Raw genomic sequence first — 16,402 nt, 5'->3', positions numbered from 1 at the left:
TGAGAAGATTCTAGTAGATGGCCAGCTCCATACAATAAGCTCCCAGACATTTAGTTTGGGAGCTCATTGCTTTATATCTTCTGTTTGGCCTTGATAGTGGTAAATGCAGAGTCGGTTTGCTTGGTCTGGGCGGCTGACGGTAAAGTGGAAGTAATGGTCCTTCTTGTCCAAACTTTTGGTCTTGGAGAGTTTGAAGTAAGTGACCCGGCGGCTGGCCATGTGGAGTAGGATGTCATCTTCCATGGCCATCAGAGGCTGGGGAAGATTGGAAAATTGATAAAAATCCTCTTGAAATTGATAGTAATTCTGGGAAAAATAATCAAATTGAAGTTCCTCATGTAGATTCTGAGTAGTCATCTGCGCCTCCTGAAGCTTGTATCGAAAGAATCTGATGGATAGCAAGGACTTTGTAATGGTCACCTTCCTGCAAGAGGACCTGCTTGCAGTCCAGATGGAAGACGGTAGCAGTAATGTCGGTCAGCTTTCCCTGATTAAGAAAGGTGATTCGGATGGGAACTTGCTGACTGTAGGCTTGACTGAGCAAGTGGAATTTTTCCTGTCTGTCAAGCTGGGTCAGGCGACTGATATCTAGTTCTGTCTTGGCCAGAGCAGTGCTGTGCTCAGAGAGGAAAAAGCCAGCCCACTTAGCCATGCCCCGATCCTGAAAGTCACGTGCTGACTGATAGGGGAGATAAGAGCGGTCGGTCATGATAAGCCCTCCAAACCTCCAGCAGAATGGCCACCAGTTAACTTGCTTCGAGCAATAGCACGGGAGGAGTCCAGCAAGGCATTTCCCTTAAGCAGAGAGGTAAAGCCGAAGCGATCTCTGATGAGGTCAATCGTCAGCTGGAGCTCCTCTTCTTTTTGAATTTGCAGGGGATCATCAAAGAGAGAAATCTGACCATAGCCTTGATCGACAAAGTCACTGTAAAAAACACCAATCTGTCGGATAGCCCCGCCCTTATATTTGGAACGAAAAAGCTGAACTACGATTTGAGCCAGTCGATCGCTGTTATTGATAGGCTCAATTTTTTTCTGTGTATGAATGGAAGGAAGGCGCTCCTGTTTAGAATAGCGGGCATAGATGGAGACACGCTGGCATTTCTTACCAGAACGTCTGAGCCGAATGGCGACCTGCTCAGCCATTTCTCGGAAAACCAGCTCAATCTCTGCCTGTCGTCTATAATCTCGGGGGAGAATTTGCGAATTCCCTAGGCCATGTGACTTGACCTGATAAGGCTTGTGAACATTGCTTTCATCAATGCCATGAGCGTGAAACCAAAGCTGCAGGCCCATGACCCCCATTTCTTTTTTGAGAATATCGGGGTTAAAGTGAACCAAATCATAAATGGAGTGGATACCTAGCTTCTTAAGACGGATGGCCGTTCGGTGGCCGATACCCCAAAAATCTGTCATTGTCGGAATAGTCCAGACCTTGTTGGGAACATCCTCGTAGGACCAGTTGACCCGCATCTTTTTTGTATGTTTTGCTTCAATGTCCAAGGCCAGCTTAGCGAGAAGAGGATTGGCATTGCTCAGGCCGATAGAGGCATAAATCCCAGTCTTCTTCCAGATAGCCTGTTGAATGCGGGCAGCCAGCAGGTCTAGTTTAGTCCTGCGGTCCAGCGTCTGATCGGGAATGAAGTAGTTGATAGAGCTTGTCAAATCTAAGAAGCCCTCATCAATTGAGTAGGGGAAAATATCATCGGGAGCCGCAAAATCCTGGAAAATCTTTTGGATTTCCATGTTTTTCTGGATATAGTAGTTCATCCGAGGGGGGACCAGTAGGGTCTTTTGGGCAGCGTCTTCGATAAAGCGCACATAATCTGCTGTAATTGGCAGTCCCTGCTTGCGGGCAGCAGCATAGTTGAACTTACGGGTGTGGACATCAAAAGGAAGATTATAGCTTCGGCTGACATTTTGGCTCCCAAAATTCTTTTTAAAGAGAGGGGTAGCAGCTAGTATCAGTCCGGCAGAATTTTCAATTCGGCTCATGACACAGAGCGAGGTTTTTAAAGGGTCAAGGCCGAGGGCAATGCATTCACAAGAGGCGTAAAAACTTTTCATATCCACAAAAGCAATGTCTGAATGGGGCTCGCGTGAATAATCAAATAGGACCATAACTTACACCTCAATCGGCAGAAAATGTCCGACTACTATACCAACAATGCTAGGTTGGTCTTCATAAGGGGCAAAGAGGTCATCGTAGTGAGGATTGATAGATTCTAAGCGTAGGCCTTCAGCTTCACGGTAGACTTTTTTGATATAGGTCTTGCCATTCCACATAAGAGCATAGACCGCCCCATCGTAGTCGAATCCTGTCTGTTTCATAAGGGCAACAGAGCCATTGGGATATTTAGGCTCCATAGAATCCCCAGAGACCCAAGATGCGAAGTCATGCTGGATCTCTTGATCAAAGTAGACCGTTTCGTAGTCTGTTTCATTGTCATAGTAACTGTGCCCGCGACCTGCAGCCAGCTCAACGGATAGAACCTTATAGGCTGTAAGAGAGCTAACCTTGCGCTGTCTCTCTAGGAGCCGACTAGCGAGCTTGTCTACTTCTTTTTTGTGCGGAGTAGTTAGTAAAGGGTAGGTGTAGAGCGCACTGGTCTCATCCACAAAGTAGTTCTCTTGGACTTTGAGACAGGTGGCCAACCTCCTGAGATTTTTTGCATGGGGTTCTGCTAGGCCATTTTCCCAAGCAGAGTATGTCTTTCGAGAGACGCCCAGCTCTTGGTAAATGGAAGCCTGAGTCAAATTAAGCTCCAGCCGGCGTTTTTTTAATTTTTCATGCGAAAACATATTACACCTCCTATGTAACGTTTTAAAAGTTACACATAGTATACCAGATGAAATTGAGAAAAGCAAGTGCTTTATTGAGTATTTTCATTCTTAGCAATAATGTGGTAAACTGTAGGGAGGAATATAACCAGGAGGTAGAGAGATGTTTCCTATGACAGCAAAAACAACTATGACAGAAGAAGTCTACCGCCGTTTCGCTTGGACCAACTTTTGGTATAAAAAGAATGGCATCTTCTCACTGATTCTCCCTGAGATAGTGGTGCTGATATGCGGTGCAATCTGTTTTTTTATCGGAGAACCTTTGGCAGGCGTAGCTTTTCTTGTTATTGTGGCTATACTTCCTTTTCTTTACTACCTGTCTATGAATCGACATATTAAAAAGTTTTATAGAGGCAACCCTCTCTGGCATGATTTGGAGCAGGAATTTAACTTTTACGAGACGGATTTTCAGGTCTTTAATCGTAATCATACCTCTCGATATGACTATCAAGATATTGTGGCGATTATAGACAAGCCAGAAACTTTTTATATCATGGTTGGCCGGTCATTGGGACTGATCTTGGATAAGGCAGACTGTCAGCCTGAATTAATTGATTTTTTACTAAAACTAAAAGAAAGCAGAAGTCTCTAATTTGGGGCACTTCTGTTTTTTGTCTGTCAAGTTTTCAAAAAATTGGCCTCCTGTGCGATGTGTGTTATAATGTTTTTTATGAGAGTTGTGGCAGGTAAATACGGAGGCAGGCCCCTCAAGACTTTGGACGGCAAGACGACCAGGCCTACGACCGATAAGGTCAAGGGGGCAATTTTTAATATGATTGGTCCCTATTTTGACGGCGGTCGAGTGCTGGATCTTTATGCTGGGAGCGGGAGTTTGGCCATTGAAGCTATTTCGCGAGGTATGGAGACAGCTATCTTAGTCGAAAGGGATCGCAGAGCTCAGGCTATTATTTCAGAAAATATTCAGATGACCAAGGAGCAGGAACGTTTTGACTTGCTCAAGATGGAGTCTGGTCGAGCCTTGGAAATGTTGACAGGGGCTTTTGACTTAGTTCTCTTGGATCCGCCTTATGCCAAGGAGCAGATTGTGGAGGACCTTGAGAAGCTGGAGGAGCGTCGGCTCTTGAGTCAAGATGTTCTGGTAGTCTGTGAGACAGACAAGGAAGTAGAGCTGCCGGAGGAAATTGCAGGGCTGGGCATTTGGAAGCAGAAGATATATGGAATTTCAAAGGTGACGGTATATGTCAGATAAGATAGGATTATTCACAGGGTCTTTTGACCCGATGACCACAGGGCATGTGGACCTGATTGAGCGGGCCAGCAGGCTTTTTGATAAGCTCTATGTAGGGATTTTCTATAACCGAGAAAAATCTGGTTTTTTCACAATTGAAGCCAGAGAGCGCATGGTCAAAGAAGCTCTGCAGCATTTGGATAATGTTGAGGTTATTACTTCTCAGAATGAGCTAGCAGTGACAGTGGCCAGAAGGCTGAGAGTCAAGGCCTTTGTACGCGGTCTCCGTAACAGTCAAGACCTAGACTATGAAGCCAATATGAACTTTTTCAATCATGAACTAGCAGGAGAGCTGGAGACGATTTTCTTACTCAGCAAGCCAGTCTATCAGCATATCAGTTCATCACGTATTCGTGAGCTGATTGCTTTTCAGCAGGATATCGCGGCCTATGTGCCCCAAAGTGTAATCAAAGAATTAGAAAGAATCAACAATGAAAAGAATTAAGAAGTTTATATTGCCAACGGTCATTGGCGTCACTATTGCCTTTTTTATAGCAGCTCTTTACGTTCGTCTGCCTTATTACATAGAAGTTCCTGGTGGTGCCGAGGATGTTCGTCAGGTCTTGATAGTTGATAATAAGGCCGACAAGGAAGCGGGCTCCTACAATTTTGTGACGGTCGGAGTAGAGCAGGCAACCTTTGCTCATCTGGTCTATGCTTGGCTGACTCCTTTTACAGATATTTATTCCGCCAAGGATATGACGGGTGGCTCCACGGACGATGAGTTTAATCGGATCAACCAGTTTTACATGGAAACATCGCAAAATATGGCCAAATATCAGGGGTTGACGACAGCTGGTAAAGAGATCAAAATGGACTATTTGGGGGTTTATGTCCTGCAGGTAGCTGATAACTCAACCTTCAAAGGAGTTCTCAATATTGCTGATACGGTAACCGGTGTCAATGACAAGACCTTTGAAAGCTCTGAGGAGCTGGTCAAGTATGTCAACTCGCAGAAGCTTGGAGATAAGGTCAAGGTGACTTTCCAAGAAGATGGTCAGGAGAAATCGGCAACCGGAAAGATTATCAAGCTGGAGAACGGTAAGAACGGGATTGGGATTAGTCTGATAGACAGGACAGAAGTCAGCAGTAATATTCCGATTACATTTTCAACTGAAGGTATTGGCGGTCCTAGTGCTGGTCTCATGTTCAGCCTAGCCATTTATACCCAGTTGGCTGATCCGACCCTTCGTGGCGGCCGCGATATTGCAGGGACCGGCAGCATCAGCCGTGAAGGTGAAGTTGGCGAAATCGGCGGAATCGATAAGAAAGTCGTTTCAGCAGCCCAAAGCGGAGCAGATGTTTTCTTTGCACCGAACAATGAACTTACAGAGGAAGAGAAGAAGCTTTCTCCCAATGGGAAAAACAACTACCAAACGGCTCTGGAGACAGCCAAGAAGATTAAAACGGATATGAAAATTGTTCCAGTTAAAACGCTGCAGGATGCCATTGACTATCTGAAAAAGAACAAGTAAGGAGTCTGGGCAAAAAGTCCAGACTTTTGAGTCTAAATTAGAAAAAATAGATGACGCAGTGGTTGATTGGCATCTTACTTCGCTTTTTAAGCTCCAAAGATGACCTAATCAACTGTGCGGGGGTGGGAAGACGAACTTTTTAACTTGTTTGAAGTTCTTTCCCACTCCCTTTTCTTGTGAGACAGACAAAATCAGTTGGTCTTCTTTGCTTTAAATCGTCTGACTTTTTTCAGAAAGATATTTTTGATGAAAAGTCCGCGAAATACTGGCTGATTTATGATAAAATAAAGTATTGTAGATAAACTATCCAAGATCGTTAAAGGAAGAGTATGCGTAAAGATATTTCACCTGAATTGTATAATTATAATAAATTCCCAGGACCAGAGTTTAAACAGATTGACAGCAAGATTGTTGCAGAAAAATTCGAGTTTGAATTGATTGAGAACTATAAGGAAGGCTTTGACTTGACTGCCTTTCATCAGCGTTTTTCAGAAATTCTCACCAAGTTTGACTATATTGTCGGTGACTGGGGCAATGAGCAGCTGCGCCTGCGTGGTTTTTACAAAGACGAGAGGGCCAATGACAGCGATGAGAAGATCAGCCGCTTAGAAGACTATTTGCTGGAGTACTGCAGCTACGGCTGTGCTTATTTTGTCTTGGAAAATCCAAATCCCCAGCGTGCTTCCTTTGATAAGAAATCGCATGGCAAGAAAGAGTCAGAAGGTCGGTCGAAACGTTCTCGCAATAGTCGCTCAGGCGGTGGCCGCAATCGCAGAAGCGAGCGAGACCGAGACAGTCGTTCTAAAAGGGATAATAAGCGCTCTCGCAACAATTCCCAGCAAGATAGGCAGAAAAAGCAAAAAGACAGCAATCGCCATTTTGTGATTCGCCAGAATAAAGGAGAAAAATGAAACCATCTATTTATAGCTTAACGCGTCAGGAAATGATTGAATGGGCGGAAGCTCAGGGAGAAAAGAAATTCCGTGCTGCCCAGATTTGGGAGTGGCTCTACCGCAAGCGAGTCCAGTCTTTTGAAGAGATGACCAATCTATCCAAGGACTTAATTGCCAAGCTAAATGATCAGTTTGTCGTCAATCCGCTTAAGCAGCGCATTGTTCAGGAGTCGGCTGATGGTACGGTTAAGTACCTCTTTGAGCTGCCGGATGGTATGCTGATTGAGACGGTACTTATGCGCCAGCACTACGGACTTTCTGTCTGTGTGACTACCCAAGTTGGCTGCAATATTGGCTGTACCTTCTGTGCTTCCGGCTTGATTAAAAAGCAACGCGACCTCAATAACGGTGAGATTGTTGCTCAGATTATGCTGGTTCAGAAGTATTTTGACGAGCGTGGTCAGGATGAGCGGGTTAGTCACATCGTAGTTATGGGAATTGGCGAGCCTTTTGACAACTATGATAATGTGCTCAAGTTTGTCCGGACGGTCAATGATGACAAAGGTTTGGCTATCGGTGCCCGCCATATCACGGTTTCAACTTCAGGACTGGCTCATAAGATTCGTGACTTTGCCAATGAAGGTGTGCAGGTCAATCTAGCTGTATCCCTCCATGCCCCGAATAATGAACTGCGGACCAGCATTATGCGGATTAACCGGTCCTTCCCTATAGAAAAGCTTTTTGCAGCTATCGAATACTATATTGAGACGACCAACCGTCGTGTGACCTTTGAGTACATCATGCTTAATGAAGTCAATGACGGGGTAGAGCAGGCCAAGGAACTGGCTGAGCTGCTCAAGAACATTAAGAAACTGTCTTATGTCAATCTCATTCCTTACAACCCCGTTAGCGAGCACGACCAATACAGCCGCAGTCCCAAAGAGCGTGTAATGGCTTTCTATGATACTCTCAAGAAAAACGGAGTCAACTGTGTGGTTCGTCAGGAACATGGTACAGATATTGATGCAGCCTGCGGCCAGCTGCGTTCTAATACTATGAAGCGTGATCGCGAGAAAGCATTGGTAGAAAATGTTCAGCCTTAAGAACTATCTGACTTCAGACGGTGAGTTGACAGCCAAGGGACGGAGATTGCTGATAGTAGGAAGCTGGCTCTATTTCTTGATGCTCTGCATTCTGTGTTTTATTCCTCAAGTTCCAGAGCCGGGAATGGAGACGCCGGGAATCCAGTACTTTGGCCGAATAGTGGTTTTGTTAATCCCTTTTAATTCCTTTGTCAATATTGGCGAGATTACTTCTTGGATCCAGCTGGTCAAGGTCTTTATCCAAAATCTAGCCAATATCTTCTTGCTGTCACCCTTAATTTTTCAATTGCTTTGGCTCTTTCCGAAATTGCGGAAGACCAAGAAGGTTGTATGGCTGAGCTTTGGGATGAGCCTGTCCATCGAAATGACTCAGATTCTGCTGGACCTTCTCATCAACGCTAATCGAGTTTTTGAGATTGATGATCTCTGGACCAATACTTTGGGTGGTTATCTGGCTTGGCGGGTATTTCAGCTTGGTCAGAAAATCTGGAAAAATCGTCAAGACAACGCTTTTAAAAGAGATTAGCGAGAGAAAGGTTCGGATTTAGGAGAAAAAAATAAATTTTTTCTTGACAAGAAAAAGGGAAAGGCCTATAATAAAATAAATCATCAGAAAAGTAATAATTTTTTCTACTTTCAGGGAGCCTGTGGCTGGTGGAAACAGGCAGTGGAGGATTATGAAGTGGGCTGATGCAAAAGGTGAATTTGAAGCAATAAAAATTCGGTGAGCACACCTTACAGTGCAGCTTGTTGTTAGACAAGACAGAGATATGGAGGCAGTCTATACTTTGCTCCATAATTGAGGTGGCACCGCGATTTTACGCCCTCACACAGAGTTTTTTTTCTGTGTGTGGGCTTTTGTTTTGCTTGAAAATAAAGAAATGAGGTAATTAATATGACGGAAACTAAAGGATATTTTGGACAATTCGGCGGCTCCTTTGTACCGGAGCCTATCCAGGCCTTGCTGGATGAATTGGAAGTGACTTTTGAGAAATATAAGGATGACCCAGAATTTTTAAATGAATACCGACATTATTTGGCGGATTATTCAGGTCGGGAAACTCCGCTCTACTTTGCAGAAAGTCTGACTCAGCATCTGGGCGGAGCTAAGATTTATCTGAAGCGGGAAGATCTCAATCATCTAGGCTCTCATAAGCTCAATAATGTTTTGGGGCAGATTCTTCTAGCTAAGCGCATGGGTAAGACCCGAGTCATCGCTGAAACTGGAGCTGGTCAGCATGGTGTGGCAACTGCAGCGGCAGCAGCTAAGTTTGGTATGAAGTGCGATGTATACATGGGTGCAGAGGATGTAGAGCGCCAGCGCCTCAATGTCTTCCGCATGGAAATGATGGGGGCGACTGTTCACGCTGTGGAAACAGGAACCAAAACCCTCAAGGATGCTGTAGATGCAGCTTTTGGAGCTTGGATGAGCGATTTGGAAGCCTTCTATGTTTTGGGTTCGGCTGTCGGACCTCACCCCTATCCGACCATTGTCCATGAGTTCCAAAAGGTGATCAGTGAAGAATCACGCCGTCAGATTTTGGACAAGGAAGGCCGCTTGCCGGACTATGTTATTGCCTGCGTAGGCGGTGGCTCCAATGCTATCGGTGCCTTCTCCCAGTATGTGGCGGATGAAGAAGTCAAGTTGGTTGGTGTTGAAGCGGCTGGACGGGGTCTTGACACAGACCAGCATGCAGCGACCATGACCAAGGGAAGCGTCGGAGTAGTGGATGGTATGAAGACCTACGCTGTCTTTGCTGAAGACGGTCAGGTGGCACCGGTTTACTCAATTTCAGCAGGTTTGGACTATCCTGGAGTTGGTCCCGAACATGCTTTCTTTAAAGATTCTGGCCGAGTAGAATACGTAGCCGCGACAGATGATGAAGCTGTGGATGCCTTGCTCCTCTTGACACAAAAGGAAGGAATTTTGCCGGCAATCGAAAGCTCCCATGCCATTGCTGAAGCCATCAAGCGAGCTCCGCAACTGTCATCTGATCAAATCATCATTATCAATGTATCTGGTCGCGGAGACAAGGATGTGGCAGCCATTGCCGACTATCTAGAAAAACGAAAATAATATACCCAGCAGAAGAGTAGTAATGTCCCTCCTTTCAGAGAGTCTGTGGTTGCTGTAAACAGGCAGGAGAAGTTATGAAATGGGCTGCTGGAGTCAAAATCTTGTCCTTTAGTTGAACTTTTATTACTTTGTTAGCTTACTTTGCTGTAAACCAGTATGCTGCCTTCTACTAAAAGGGATCTAAATGACTGTAAATAGGTAAATGAGATGTGGAGCCTGAAAACTCCATAACTGAGGTGGCACCGCGATGACACGCCCTCACAGAATGAACTGTGCGGGCGTTTTTCTGTAGTTCTGGAGCAAGTTATGACAGTGAACAGGTGCTATCTGTTCTTGTGAAATGCGGTCATGGCTAGCAGATTGCTCCTCCTTAAACGCGTCCGATTTAAATAGAAAGAAAAAATATGCAAAAGATTTTACCAGCTGATATTTTATCGCCGATTCTAGCTTACATGCGGATTCAGGGCGACCACAAGGTGATTTTGGAAAGTATTCCGAGAGATAGCGAAACAGCTCGCTTTTCTATCCTAGCTTATAACCCAGTCTTTGAAGTTCGCTATGAAAATGGCCGGTTAACAAAGAACGGGCAAGCAATCGAGGCGGATCCATTGGACTATCTGCATGAGTTGGCAGTGAAAAAAGATCATCATTCAGACCTGCCTTTTGGTGGTGGAGCCATCGGCTTTGTAGGTTACGATATGATTTCCCTCTATGAGGAGATTGGCCAGATTCCAGCTGATGTGATTGGAACGCCGGATATGCACTTTTTCGTCTATGAGAGTTACATGGTTTTTGACCATAAAAAAGACAAGGTCTATATCGTTGAGGAGGCGCTCTACAGTGATAGAAGCGAAGCTGATTTGGCTACTAGTCTGGAGCGTATCATGACTGAGCTGGCGCAGCCTGCGGCAGATGAATTTTCATCGCTGGAACTGTCCAGTTTGAACTTCCAGAGCCATATCGAGCAGACAGCTTTTGAAAAAATGGTGGAAGAAGCGCGGAGCTTGATTCGGCAGGGCGACATGTTCCAATGTGTGCTCAGTCAGCGGTTTTCAGCAGAGTATTCTGGTAAACCACTGGATTACTATCGCAATCTGCGCGTGACCAACCCTTCCAACTATCTCTACTTTTATGACTTCGGGGATTATCAGATTATCGGAGCCAGTCCAGAAAGTCTGGTCTCTGTCAAGCAGGGTCAGGTTACGACCAATCCTATCGCTGGAACCAGACCGCGTGGGAAGGATGAAAGAGAAGATAAGGCCTTGGCAGAGGAGTTGCTGGCTGACGAGAAGGAAGTGGCTGAACACCGTATGTTAGTTGATTTGGGGCGTAATGATATTGGTAAAATTTCCCAGAATGACAGCGTGGAAGTCACTAAGTACATGGAGGTAGAGTATTTTCGCTATGTCATGCATCTGACCAGTGTGGTTCGTGGTCAGCTTCTGCCTCAACTGACAGCCATGGATGCGCTCAAGTCAACCCTGCCGGCTGGTACCGTCTCGGGTGCGCCTAAGATTCGAGCTATGAAGCGAATTTATGAGCTGGAACAGGAAAAGCGTGGCGTTTATGCGGGAGCTATCGGCTATCTATCTGCGACCGGAGATATGGATGTTGCCATCGCTATACGCACTATGATTTTGAAAAATGGCAGAGCTTACGTTCAAGCTGGAGCGGGTATTGTTTATGACTCGATCCCTGCTAATGAATACCAAGAAACCATCAACAAAGCCAAATCAATGACCAAGATAGGAGAGATGCAATGATTTTATTGATTGATAATTATGATTCTTTTACTTACAATCTAGCCCAATATATCGGCAATTTCGCAGAAGTTAAGGTCTTGCGAAATGATGATGCAGGCCTTTATCAAGCGGCAGAAGAAGCTGATGCCTTGGTTCTGTCTCCGGGTCCAGGCTGGCCAGCAGATGCAGGACGGATGGAAGAGCTTATCCGCGATTTTGCTGGTAAAAAGCCGATTTTAGGGATTTGCTTGGGGCATCAAGCCATTGCAGAAGTATTTGGCGGAAAGCTAGGATTGGCTCCCAAAGTCATGCATGGCAAGCAAAGTATTCTGCGCTTTGAGGGAAAATCTCCTATCTATGAGGGGATAGAGGATGGGCAGCCAGTCATGCGCTATCATTCGATTTTGATTGAGGAGATGCCAGAGGATTTTGAAGTGGCGGCTCGGGCGGTTGATGACAACTCAATCATGGCTATCCAGCACAAGAGTCTGCCCATTTATGGTTTTCAGTATCATCCAGAGAGTATTGGCACGCCGGACGGCTTGTCGTCTATCAAGAATTTCATCGATTTAGTAAAATAAAGGAGGATGTATGAAAGAGATTATTGCAAAACTAGCTGATTTTAAGGATTTAAGCAGCGCTGAGATGACAGATGTGATTGAGCGTATTGTCACTGGGCGGGTGACAGAGTCTCAAATTGTAGCCTTCTTACTGGGGCTCAAGATGAAGGGGGAAACGATTGAGGAACGAACGGCTTTGGCTCAGGTAATGCGAGGCCACGCTAAGCAGATTCCGACCACTATTCGCACTGCCATGGACAATTGCGGTACGGGTGGGGACAAGTCTTTCAGCTTCAATGTTTCGACTACAGCAGCTTTTGTACTGGCAGGTGGCGGGATTAAGATGGCCAAGCACGGCAATCGCTCCATTTCTTCTAAGTCAGGCTCAGCTGATGTGTTAGAAGCTCTGGGGATCAATCTAGACTTGGATGCTGCTAGCTTGGGTAAGGTTTTTGAGCAGACAGGTATCGTCTTTCTCTTTGCGAAAAATATGCATCCGGCTATGAAATACATCATGCCAGCCCGGCTTAGCCTCGGCATTCCCACAATCATGAATCTAACTGGTCCGCTCATCCATCCTATGTCGCTAGAAACCCAGCTTTTAGGAACCAGTCGGCCGGATATGTTAGAGAGCACGGCAGAGGTCTTGAAAAATATGGGCCGCAAACGTGCAGTAGTCGTCTCGGGGCCAGATGGTCTAGACGAGGCTGGCCTTCATGGCCGTACCCAGTATGCTCTGCTCTCAGATGGACAAATCAGCCTGCACAGCTTTCTGCCAGCAGATATTGGCATGAGAGAGATAGCTCTTGAAGCGATCCGTGGGGGTAATGCCAAGGAAAATGCAGAAATTCTGCTATCTGTCCTACAAAATCAAGCCAGCCCCTATCTAGAAACGACAGTTTTGAATGCGGGATTGGGCTTCTATGCTAATGGAAAATCAGACAGTATAGAAGAAGGAATAGCTTTGGCCCGCCAAGTGATTGCCAGTGGCGCAGCCTATGAAAAACTCAAGCAACTACAGGAGTATCAGAAATGAGTAAAGAATTTCTCCCAACCATTCTAAAGCAAAAAGAGCAGGAAGTGGCAGCCATGTCCTATGAAGAGCTACAACCTCTGCGCTCGACCTATTCCCTCTATGAGTATCTCAAAAGCCATCCTCAAGAGCTACAACTGATTGCTGAGGTTAAAAAAGCCAGCCCCAGTCTGGGAGATATTAATCTAGCTGTGGATATTGTGGAGCAAGCTCGAACCTATGAACGATACGGTGCAGCCATGATTTCGGTCCTGACAGATGAGATTTTCTTCAAAGGACATCTGGATTACCTGAGAGAGATTTCAAGGCAGGTTAATATTCCAACCCTCAATAAGGACTTTATCATTGATGAAAAGCAGATTGTTCGCGCCCGCAATGCCGGAGCAACGGTTATTCTTCTGATCGTGGCTGCCTTGCCTGAAAAGCGGCTACAAGAACTTTATGATTTTGCGACGGGTTTAGGCTTGGAAGTTCTAGTCGAGACCCATAATCTGGCGGAGCTGGAAATTGCCCATAGAATAGGAGCTCGGATTATCGGTGTTAATAACCGCAATCTAGTGACTTTTGAGACAGATATCAATACCAGTCTCCAGCTGTCTGCCCATTTCAAAGATGGCAGGGTTTACGTATCAGAATCCGCTATTTTCAGCAAGGAAGATGCTGAGCTAGTAGCTCCTTATTTCCATGCGGTTTTAGTTGGAACAGCCCTGATGCAGGCTGAGGATGTGGCAGAAAAAATCAAGGAGCTAAAAATTGACAAAGGTTAAGATTTGCGGCTTATCAACGGCCAGTGCTGTGGAGACGGCATGCAAGGCTGGTGCGGATTACATTGGATTTGTCTTTGCTGAGAGCCGTCGGAGAGTTAGTTTAGAGCAAGCTCAGAAGCTAGCTGCCTTGGTGCCATCTCCTGTCCGAAAGGTCGGTGTTTTCGTATCGCCCAGCTTGACTGAGCTAGAGGAAGCTATTTCAGTGGCAAATCTGGATTTGGTGCAGATTCATGGCGATTTTGATGAAGAACTCCTGACTCAGGTTGGCCGGCCGGTTATTCGAGCTTATCAGGTCAGTGGAGCGTTAAAAGATGTCAGCCAACAGTCGGACTATCTGCTATTTGATGCACCACTTGCTGGTAGTGGTCAGACCTTTGACTGGCAGGTTTTTGATAGGAGCCAAATAAACCAGCCCTTTTTTATCGCCGGTGGTTTGAATGCAGGAAATGTCCGAGAAGCTATTCAGCACTTCGCCCCTCACGCAGTTGATGTCTCAAGCGGAGTCGAGACTGACGGCCAGAAGGACTTAGAAAAGATAACAGAATTTATAGAAAGAGTGAAATATGGCATATAATCAACCCAATCAAGAAGGATTCTATGGTGAGTTTGGTGGACGATTTGTTCCCGAAACGCTGATGACAGCAGTTTTGGAGCTGGATAAAGCCTACCGTGAGAGTAAAAAAGACCCAGCCTTTCAGGCTGAGCTGGACGAGTTGCTGAAGCAGTATGTAGGGCGAGAAAATCCTCTCTATTTTGCAAAAAATCTGACAGCCTATGCTGGTGGTGCTAAGATTTATCTGAAGCGGGAAGACCTCAACCATACCGGAGCCCATAAAATCAATAATGCCCTAGGCCAGGTCCTATTAGCCAAGCGGATGGGCAAGAAGAAAATCATTGCCGAGACTGGTGCGGGTCAGCACGGAGTAGCTACAGCCACAGCTGCAGCCCTTTTCAACATGGACTGTACTATCTACATGGGTGAAGAAGATGTCAAGCGCCAAGCCCTCAATGTCTTTCGGATGGAACTTCTTGGAGCCAAGGTAGAGTCTGTGACCGATGGCTCTCGAGTCCTCAAGGATGCAGTCAATGCTGCCTTGCGAGCTTGGGTGGCTCAGGTCGATGATACTCACTATATTATGGGCTCAGCCTTGGGACCCCATCCTTTCCCAGAGATTGTCCGCGACTATCAGAGCGTGATTGGGCGTGAGGCCAAGCGCCAGTTTGCTGAGCAAAATGCAGGCGCCTTGCCAGATGCTTTAGTGGCCTGCGTTGGCGGTGGTTCCAATGCTATTGGGCTCTTTTATCCCTTTGTAGACGATAGCTCAGTTGCTATGTATGGAACAGAAGCAGCTGGTCGGGGCGTGGATACAGATGAACACGCTGCGACCTTAACCAAGGGCCGGCCGGGTGTTTTGCACGGTGCCTTGATGGATGTCTTGCAGGATGAGCAAGGGCAGATTCTTGAGGCTTTCTCTATCTCTGCCGGGCTGGACTATCCGGGCATCGGTCCTGAACATTCTCATTTTAATGCTATTCAGCGCGCCACTTATGTTCCAGTGACGGATCAAGAAGCCTTGGAAGCCTTTCAGCTCCTGTCTCGTATCGAAGGAATTATCCCTGCTCTAGAGTCTAGCCACGCTATTGCTTATGCAGTTAAGCTGGCTAAGGAGTTGGGACCAGATAAATCAATGATCGTCTGCCTATCCGGCCGTGGTGACAAGGATGTCGTTCAGGTAAAGGAACGCTTGGAAAGTGAAACGGCTCAAAAAGGAGGTGCCCATGACTAAAACACTCACTCAGCATTTAGAAACCATCAAAAAAGCAGGCAAGGGAATTTTCCTTCCTTATATCATGGCTGGTGATCACGAGAAAGGTTTAGCAGGTTTGCCGGAAACTATCTCATTTTTGGAAAACTTGGGTGTGTCAGCCATTGAAATCGGTCTGCCTTTTTCAGACCCTGTTGCAGATGGGCCGGTTATTGAAGAAGCCGGTCTGAGAAGTCTGGGCAACTATACTTCGGCCAAGTCTTTAGTCGCAAGCTTGCAGAATTTGGACACTCAGTTGCCTCTCATCATCATGACCTACTTCAATCCTATTTTCCAATACGGTCTCAAAGATTTTGTCAAGGATTTGGCTAGGACACCGGTTCAAGGATTGATTATTCCGGATCTGCCCTACGAGCATAGGAACTTTATTCTGCCTTTACTGGAAGATTCAGATATTGCTCTAATTCCTTTAGTGAGCCTGACGACTGGCTTAGAACGGCAGCAGGAGCTGATCAAGGAAGCTGAAGGTTTTATCTACGCTGTAGCCATCAACGGTGTGACGGGTAAGAGCGGAAGCTACCGCAATGATTTGGACCAGCATTTGAGCAAGCTTCGTGATATTGCAGAGATTCCAGTACTGACGGGCTTTGGCGTTTCGACTTTAGAGGATGTTGACCGCTTCAATCAAGTCTCTGATGGAGTCATTGTCGGATCTAAGATTGTCAAAGCTCTTCATGAAAAGGATGCTGCTATAGCAGACTTTATCCAAGCAGCAGCAGCTTATAAGAAATAAGAACCATGACACCAAACAAAAGACAAGGCACAAAAGCTAGCCTGTCTTTTTTCTTTTTAAAGCAGAAACAGACAAGGCCAGAGAAGCTAGCGATTTGGATAAG

The 16,402-nt window shown here is 45.9% G+C and carries 19 protein-coding genes and 1 other annotated feature; of the genes, 15 read left to right on the top strand and 4 right to left on the bottom strand.

The genetic code is table 11. The annotated features are described in order from the left end of the window. Positions 1–63 precede the first annotated feature (63 nt). From RG608_RS06960 to RG608_RS06945, 4 genes are read right to left on the bottom strand one after another with little or no spacing between them, the layout of a single operon-like run. Positions 64–357 (bottom strand): DUF5960 family protein, encoded by a 294-nt coding sequence (locus RG608_RS06960; protein ID WP_268687571.1) that lies wholly within the window; start codon positions 355–357, stop codon positions 64–66. Further along, positions 335–709 (bottom strand): hypothetical protein, encoded by a 375-nt coding sequence (locus RG608_RS06955; RefSeq protein WP_002929616.1) that lies wholly within the window; start codon positions 707–709, stop codon positions 335–337. The genes RG608_RS06960 and RG608_RS06955 overlap by 23 nt, the downstream gene beginning before the upstream one ends. Then, complete coding sequence (locus RG608_RS06950; protein WP_268687570.1) at positions 706–2,121, bottom strand: Y-family DNA polymerase; 1,416 nt, start codon at positions 2,119–2,121, stop codon at positions 706–708. Before RG608_RS06950 ends, RG608_RS06955 begins: the two co-directional genes overlap by 4 nt. A 3-nt stretch (positions 2,122–2,124) precedes the next feature. Beyond that, positions 2,125–2,802, bottom strand: a complete 678-nt coding sequence (locus RG608_RS06945; protein WP_268687569.1) for an XRE family transcriptional regulator — start codon at positions 2,800–2,802, stop codon at positions 2,125–2,127. Positions 2,803–2,944: 142 nt separating this feature from the next. On the opposite strand from RG608_RS06945, the gene RG608_RS06940 reads away from it, so the two are divergent. From RG608_RS06940 to trpA, 15 genes are all read left to right on the top strand, one after another. Then, entirely contained in the window at positions 2,945–3,433 is a 489-nt protein-coding gene (locus RG608_RS06940; protein WP_268687568.1) for a YcxB family protein, read from the top strand. A gap of 69 nt (positions 3,434–3,502) precedes the next feature. Continuing rightward, the gene (rsmD, locus tag RG608_RS06935) at positions 3,503–4,051 is read left to right on the top strand and encodes a 16S rRNA (guanine(966)-N(2))-methyltransferase RsmD (RefSeq protein ID WP_268687567.1); all 549 of its coding nucleotides are present in this window, start codon (positions 3,503–3,505) and stop codon (positions 4,049–4,051) included. Further along, a complete protein-coding gene (coaD, locus tag RG608_RS06930) occupies positions 4,041–4,535 on the top strand; it encodes a pantetheine-phosphate adenylyltransferase (protein ID WP_308946768.1) in 495 nt (164 codons plus the stop codon). The genes rsmD and coaD overlap by 11 nt, the downstream gene beginning before the upstream one ends. Then, positions 4,522–5,565 (top strand): SepM family pheromone-processing serine protease, encoded by a 1,044-nt coding sequence (locus RG608_RS06925; RefSeq protein WP_004187930.1) that lies wholly within the window; start codon positions 4,522–4,524, stop codon positions 5,563–5,565. Before coaD ends, RG608_RS06925 begins: the two co-directional genes overlap by 14 nt. A gap of 329 nt (positions 5,566–5,894) precedes the next feature. Further along, entirely contained in the window at positions 5,895–6,476 is a 582-nt protein-coding gene (locus RG608_RS06920; protein ID WP_268687564.1) for a YutD-like domain-containing protein, read from the top strand. Further along, the gene (rlmN, locus tag RG608_RS06915) at positions 6,473–7,561 is read left to right on the top strand and encodes a 23S rRNA (adenine(2503)-C(2))-methyltransferase RlmN (protein ID WP_048772674.1); all 1,089 of its coding nucleotides are present in this window, start codon (positions 6,473–6,475) and stop codon (positions 7,559–7,561) included. The genes RG608_RS06920 and rlmN overlap by 4 nt, the downstream gene beginning before the upstream one ends. Continuing rightward, the gene (locus tag RG608_RS06910) at positions 7,548–8,087 is read left to right on the top strand and encodes a VanZ family protein (protein ID WP_268687563.1); all 540 of its coding nucleotides are present in this window, start codon (positions 7,548–7,550) and stop codon (positions 8,085–8,087) included. The genes rlmN and RG608_RS06910 overlap by 14 nt, the downstream gene beginning before the upstream one ends. 69 nt (positions 8,088–8,156) lie before the next feature. Then, positions 8,157–8,392, top strand: a binding site (T-box leader). A gap of 64 nt (positions 8,393–8,456) precedes the next feature. After that, on the top strand, positions 8,457–9,638 hold the full coding sequence (trpB, locus tag RG608_RS06905; RefSeq protein WP_002929642.1) for a tryptophan synthase subunit beta: 1,182 nt from the start codon (positions 8,457–8,459) through the stop codon (positions 9,636–9,638). Between the two features lie 404 nt (positions 9,639–10,042). After that, entirely contained in the window at positions 10,043–11,401 is a 1,359-nt protein-coding gene (gene trpE / locus RG608_RS06900) for an anthranilate synthase component I (protein WP_308946767.1), read from the top strand. Beyond that, entirely contained in the window at positions 11,398–11,961 is a 564-nt protein-coding gene (locus RG608_RS06895) for an aminodeoxychorismate/anthranilate synthase component II (protein ID WP_268687561.1), read from the top strand. Before trpE ends, RG608_RS06895 begins: the two co-directional genes overlap by 4 nt. A gap of 10 nt (positions 11,962–11,971) precedes the next feature. Beyond that, positions 11,972–12,976 carry an anthranilate phosphoribosyltransferase gene (trpD, locus tag RG608_RS06890; protein ID WP_308946766.1) on the top strand — a complete coding sequence of 335 codons (1,005 nt, stop codon included), beginning with the start codon at positions 11,972–11,974 and terminating at the stop codon, positions 12,974–12,976. Further along, positions 12,973–13,740, top strand: coding sequence for an indole-3-glycerol phosphate synthase TrpC (trpC, locus tag RG608_RS06885; RefSeq protein WP_002904030.1), 768 nt, complete (start codon positions 12,973–12,975; stop codon positions 13,738–13,740). Before trpD ends, trpC begins: the two co-directional genes overlap by 4 nt. Continuing rightward, positions 13,727–14,314 carry a phosphoribosylanthranilate isomerase gene (locus RG608_RS06880; protein WP_268687559.1) on the top strand — a complete coding sequence of 196 codons (588 nt, stop codon included), beginning with the start codon at positions 13,727–13,729 and terminating at the stop codon, positions 14,312–14,314. The genes trpC and RG608_RS06880 overlap by 14 nt, the downstream gene beginning before the upstream one ends. Then, positions 14,304–15,527: a tryptophan synthase subunit beta gene (trpB, locus tag RG608_RS06875; RefSeq protein ID WP_268687558.1), complete on the top strand. Its 1,224-nt coding sequence runs from the start codon at positions 14,304–14,306 to the stop codon at positions 15,525–15,527. The genes RG608_RS06880 and trpB (RG608_RS06875) overlap by 11 nt, the downstream gene beginning before the upstream one ends. Next, entirely contained in the window at positions 15,520–16,299 is a 780-nt protein-coding gene (gene trpA, locus RG608_RS06870; RefSeq protein WP_268687557.1) for a tryptophan synthase subunit alpha, read from the top strand. The genes trpB (RG608_RS06875) and trpA overlap by 8 nt, the downstream gene beginning before the upstream one ends. Positions 16,300–16,402: the final 103 nt, after the last annotated feature.

This window comes from Streptococcus sp. IsoGale022, from assembly GCF_031142805.1.
Lineage (GTDB): Bacteria > Bacillota > Bacilli > Lactobacillales > Streptococcaceae > Streptococcus > Streptococcus sanguinis_A.
Note: the sequence above shows the minus strand (reverse complement) of the source record. Positions and strands in the feature narration are given on the sequence as shown.

Coding starts and splice junctions, on each gene's coding strand:
- rsmD (WP_268687567.1), top strand. CDS start 3,503: ATGTTTTTTATGAGAGTTGTGGCAGGTAAATACGGAGGCAGGCCCCTC.
- RG608_RS06950 (WP_268687570.1), bottom strand. CDS start 2,121: ATGGTCCTATTTGATTATTCACGCGAGCCCCATTCAGACATTGCTTTT.
- RG608_RS06910 (WP_268687563.1), top strand. CDS start 7,548: ATGTTCAGCCTTAAGAACTATCTGACTTCAGACGGTGAGTTGACAGCC.
- RG608_RS06920 (WP_268687564.1), top strand. CDS start 5,895: ATGCGTAAAGATATTTCACCTGAATTGTATAATTATAATAAATTCCCA.
- RG608_RS06895 (WP_268687561.1), top strand. CDS start 11,398: ATGATTTTATTGATTGATAATTATGATTCTTTTACTTACAATCTAGCC.
- trpE (WP_308946767.1), top strand. CDS start 10,043: ATGCAAAAGATTTTACCAGCTGATATTTTATCGCCGATTCTAGCTTAC.
- trpD (WP_308946766.1), top strand. CDS start 11,972: ATGAAAGAGATTATTGCAAAACTAGCTGATTTTAAGGATTTAAGCAGC.
- RG608_RS06940 (WP_268687568.1), top strand. CDS start 2,945: ATGTTTCCTATGACAGCAAAAACAACTATGACAGAAGAAGTCTACCGC.
- coaD (WP_308946768.1), top strand. CDS start 4,041: ATGTCAGATAAGATAGGATTATTCACAGGGTCTTTTGACCCGATGACC.
- RG608_RS06925 (WP_004187930.1), top strand. CDS start 4,522: ATGAAAAGAATTAAGAAGTTTATATTGCCAACGGTCATTGGCGTCACT.
- RG608_RS06945 (WP_268687569.1), bottom strand. CDS start 2,802: ATGTTTTCGCATGAAAAATTAAAAAAACGCCGGCTGGAGCTTAATTTG.
- RG608_RS06955 (WP_002929616.1), bottom strand. CDS start 709: ATGACCGACCGCTCTTATCTCCCCTATCAGTCAGCACGTGACTTTCAG.
- trpB (WP_268687558.1), top strand. CDS start 14,304: ATGGCATATAATCAACCCAATCAAGAAGGATTCTATGGTGAGTTTGGT.
- RG608_RS06960 (WP_268687571.1), bottom strand. CDS start 357: ATGACTACTCAGAATCTACATGAGGAACTTCAATTTGATTATTTTTCC.
- rlmN (WP_048772674.1), top strand. CDS start 6,473: ATGAAACCATCTATTTATAGCTTAACGCGTCAGGAAATGATTGAATGG.
- trpC (WP_002904030.1), top strand. CDS start 12,973: ATGAGTAAAGAATTTCTCCCAACCATTCTAAAGCAAAAAGAGCAGGAA.
- trpB (WP_002929642.1), top strand. CDS start 8,457: ATGACGGAAACTAAAGGATATTTTGGACAATTCGGCGGCTCCTTTGTA.
- trpA (WP_268687557.1), top strand. CDS start 15,520: ATGACTAAAACACTCACTCAGCATTTAGAAACCATCAAAAAAGCAGGC.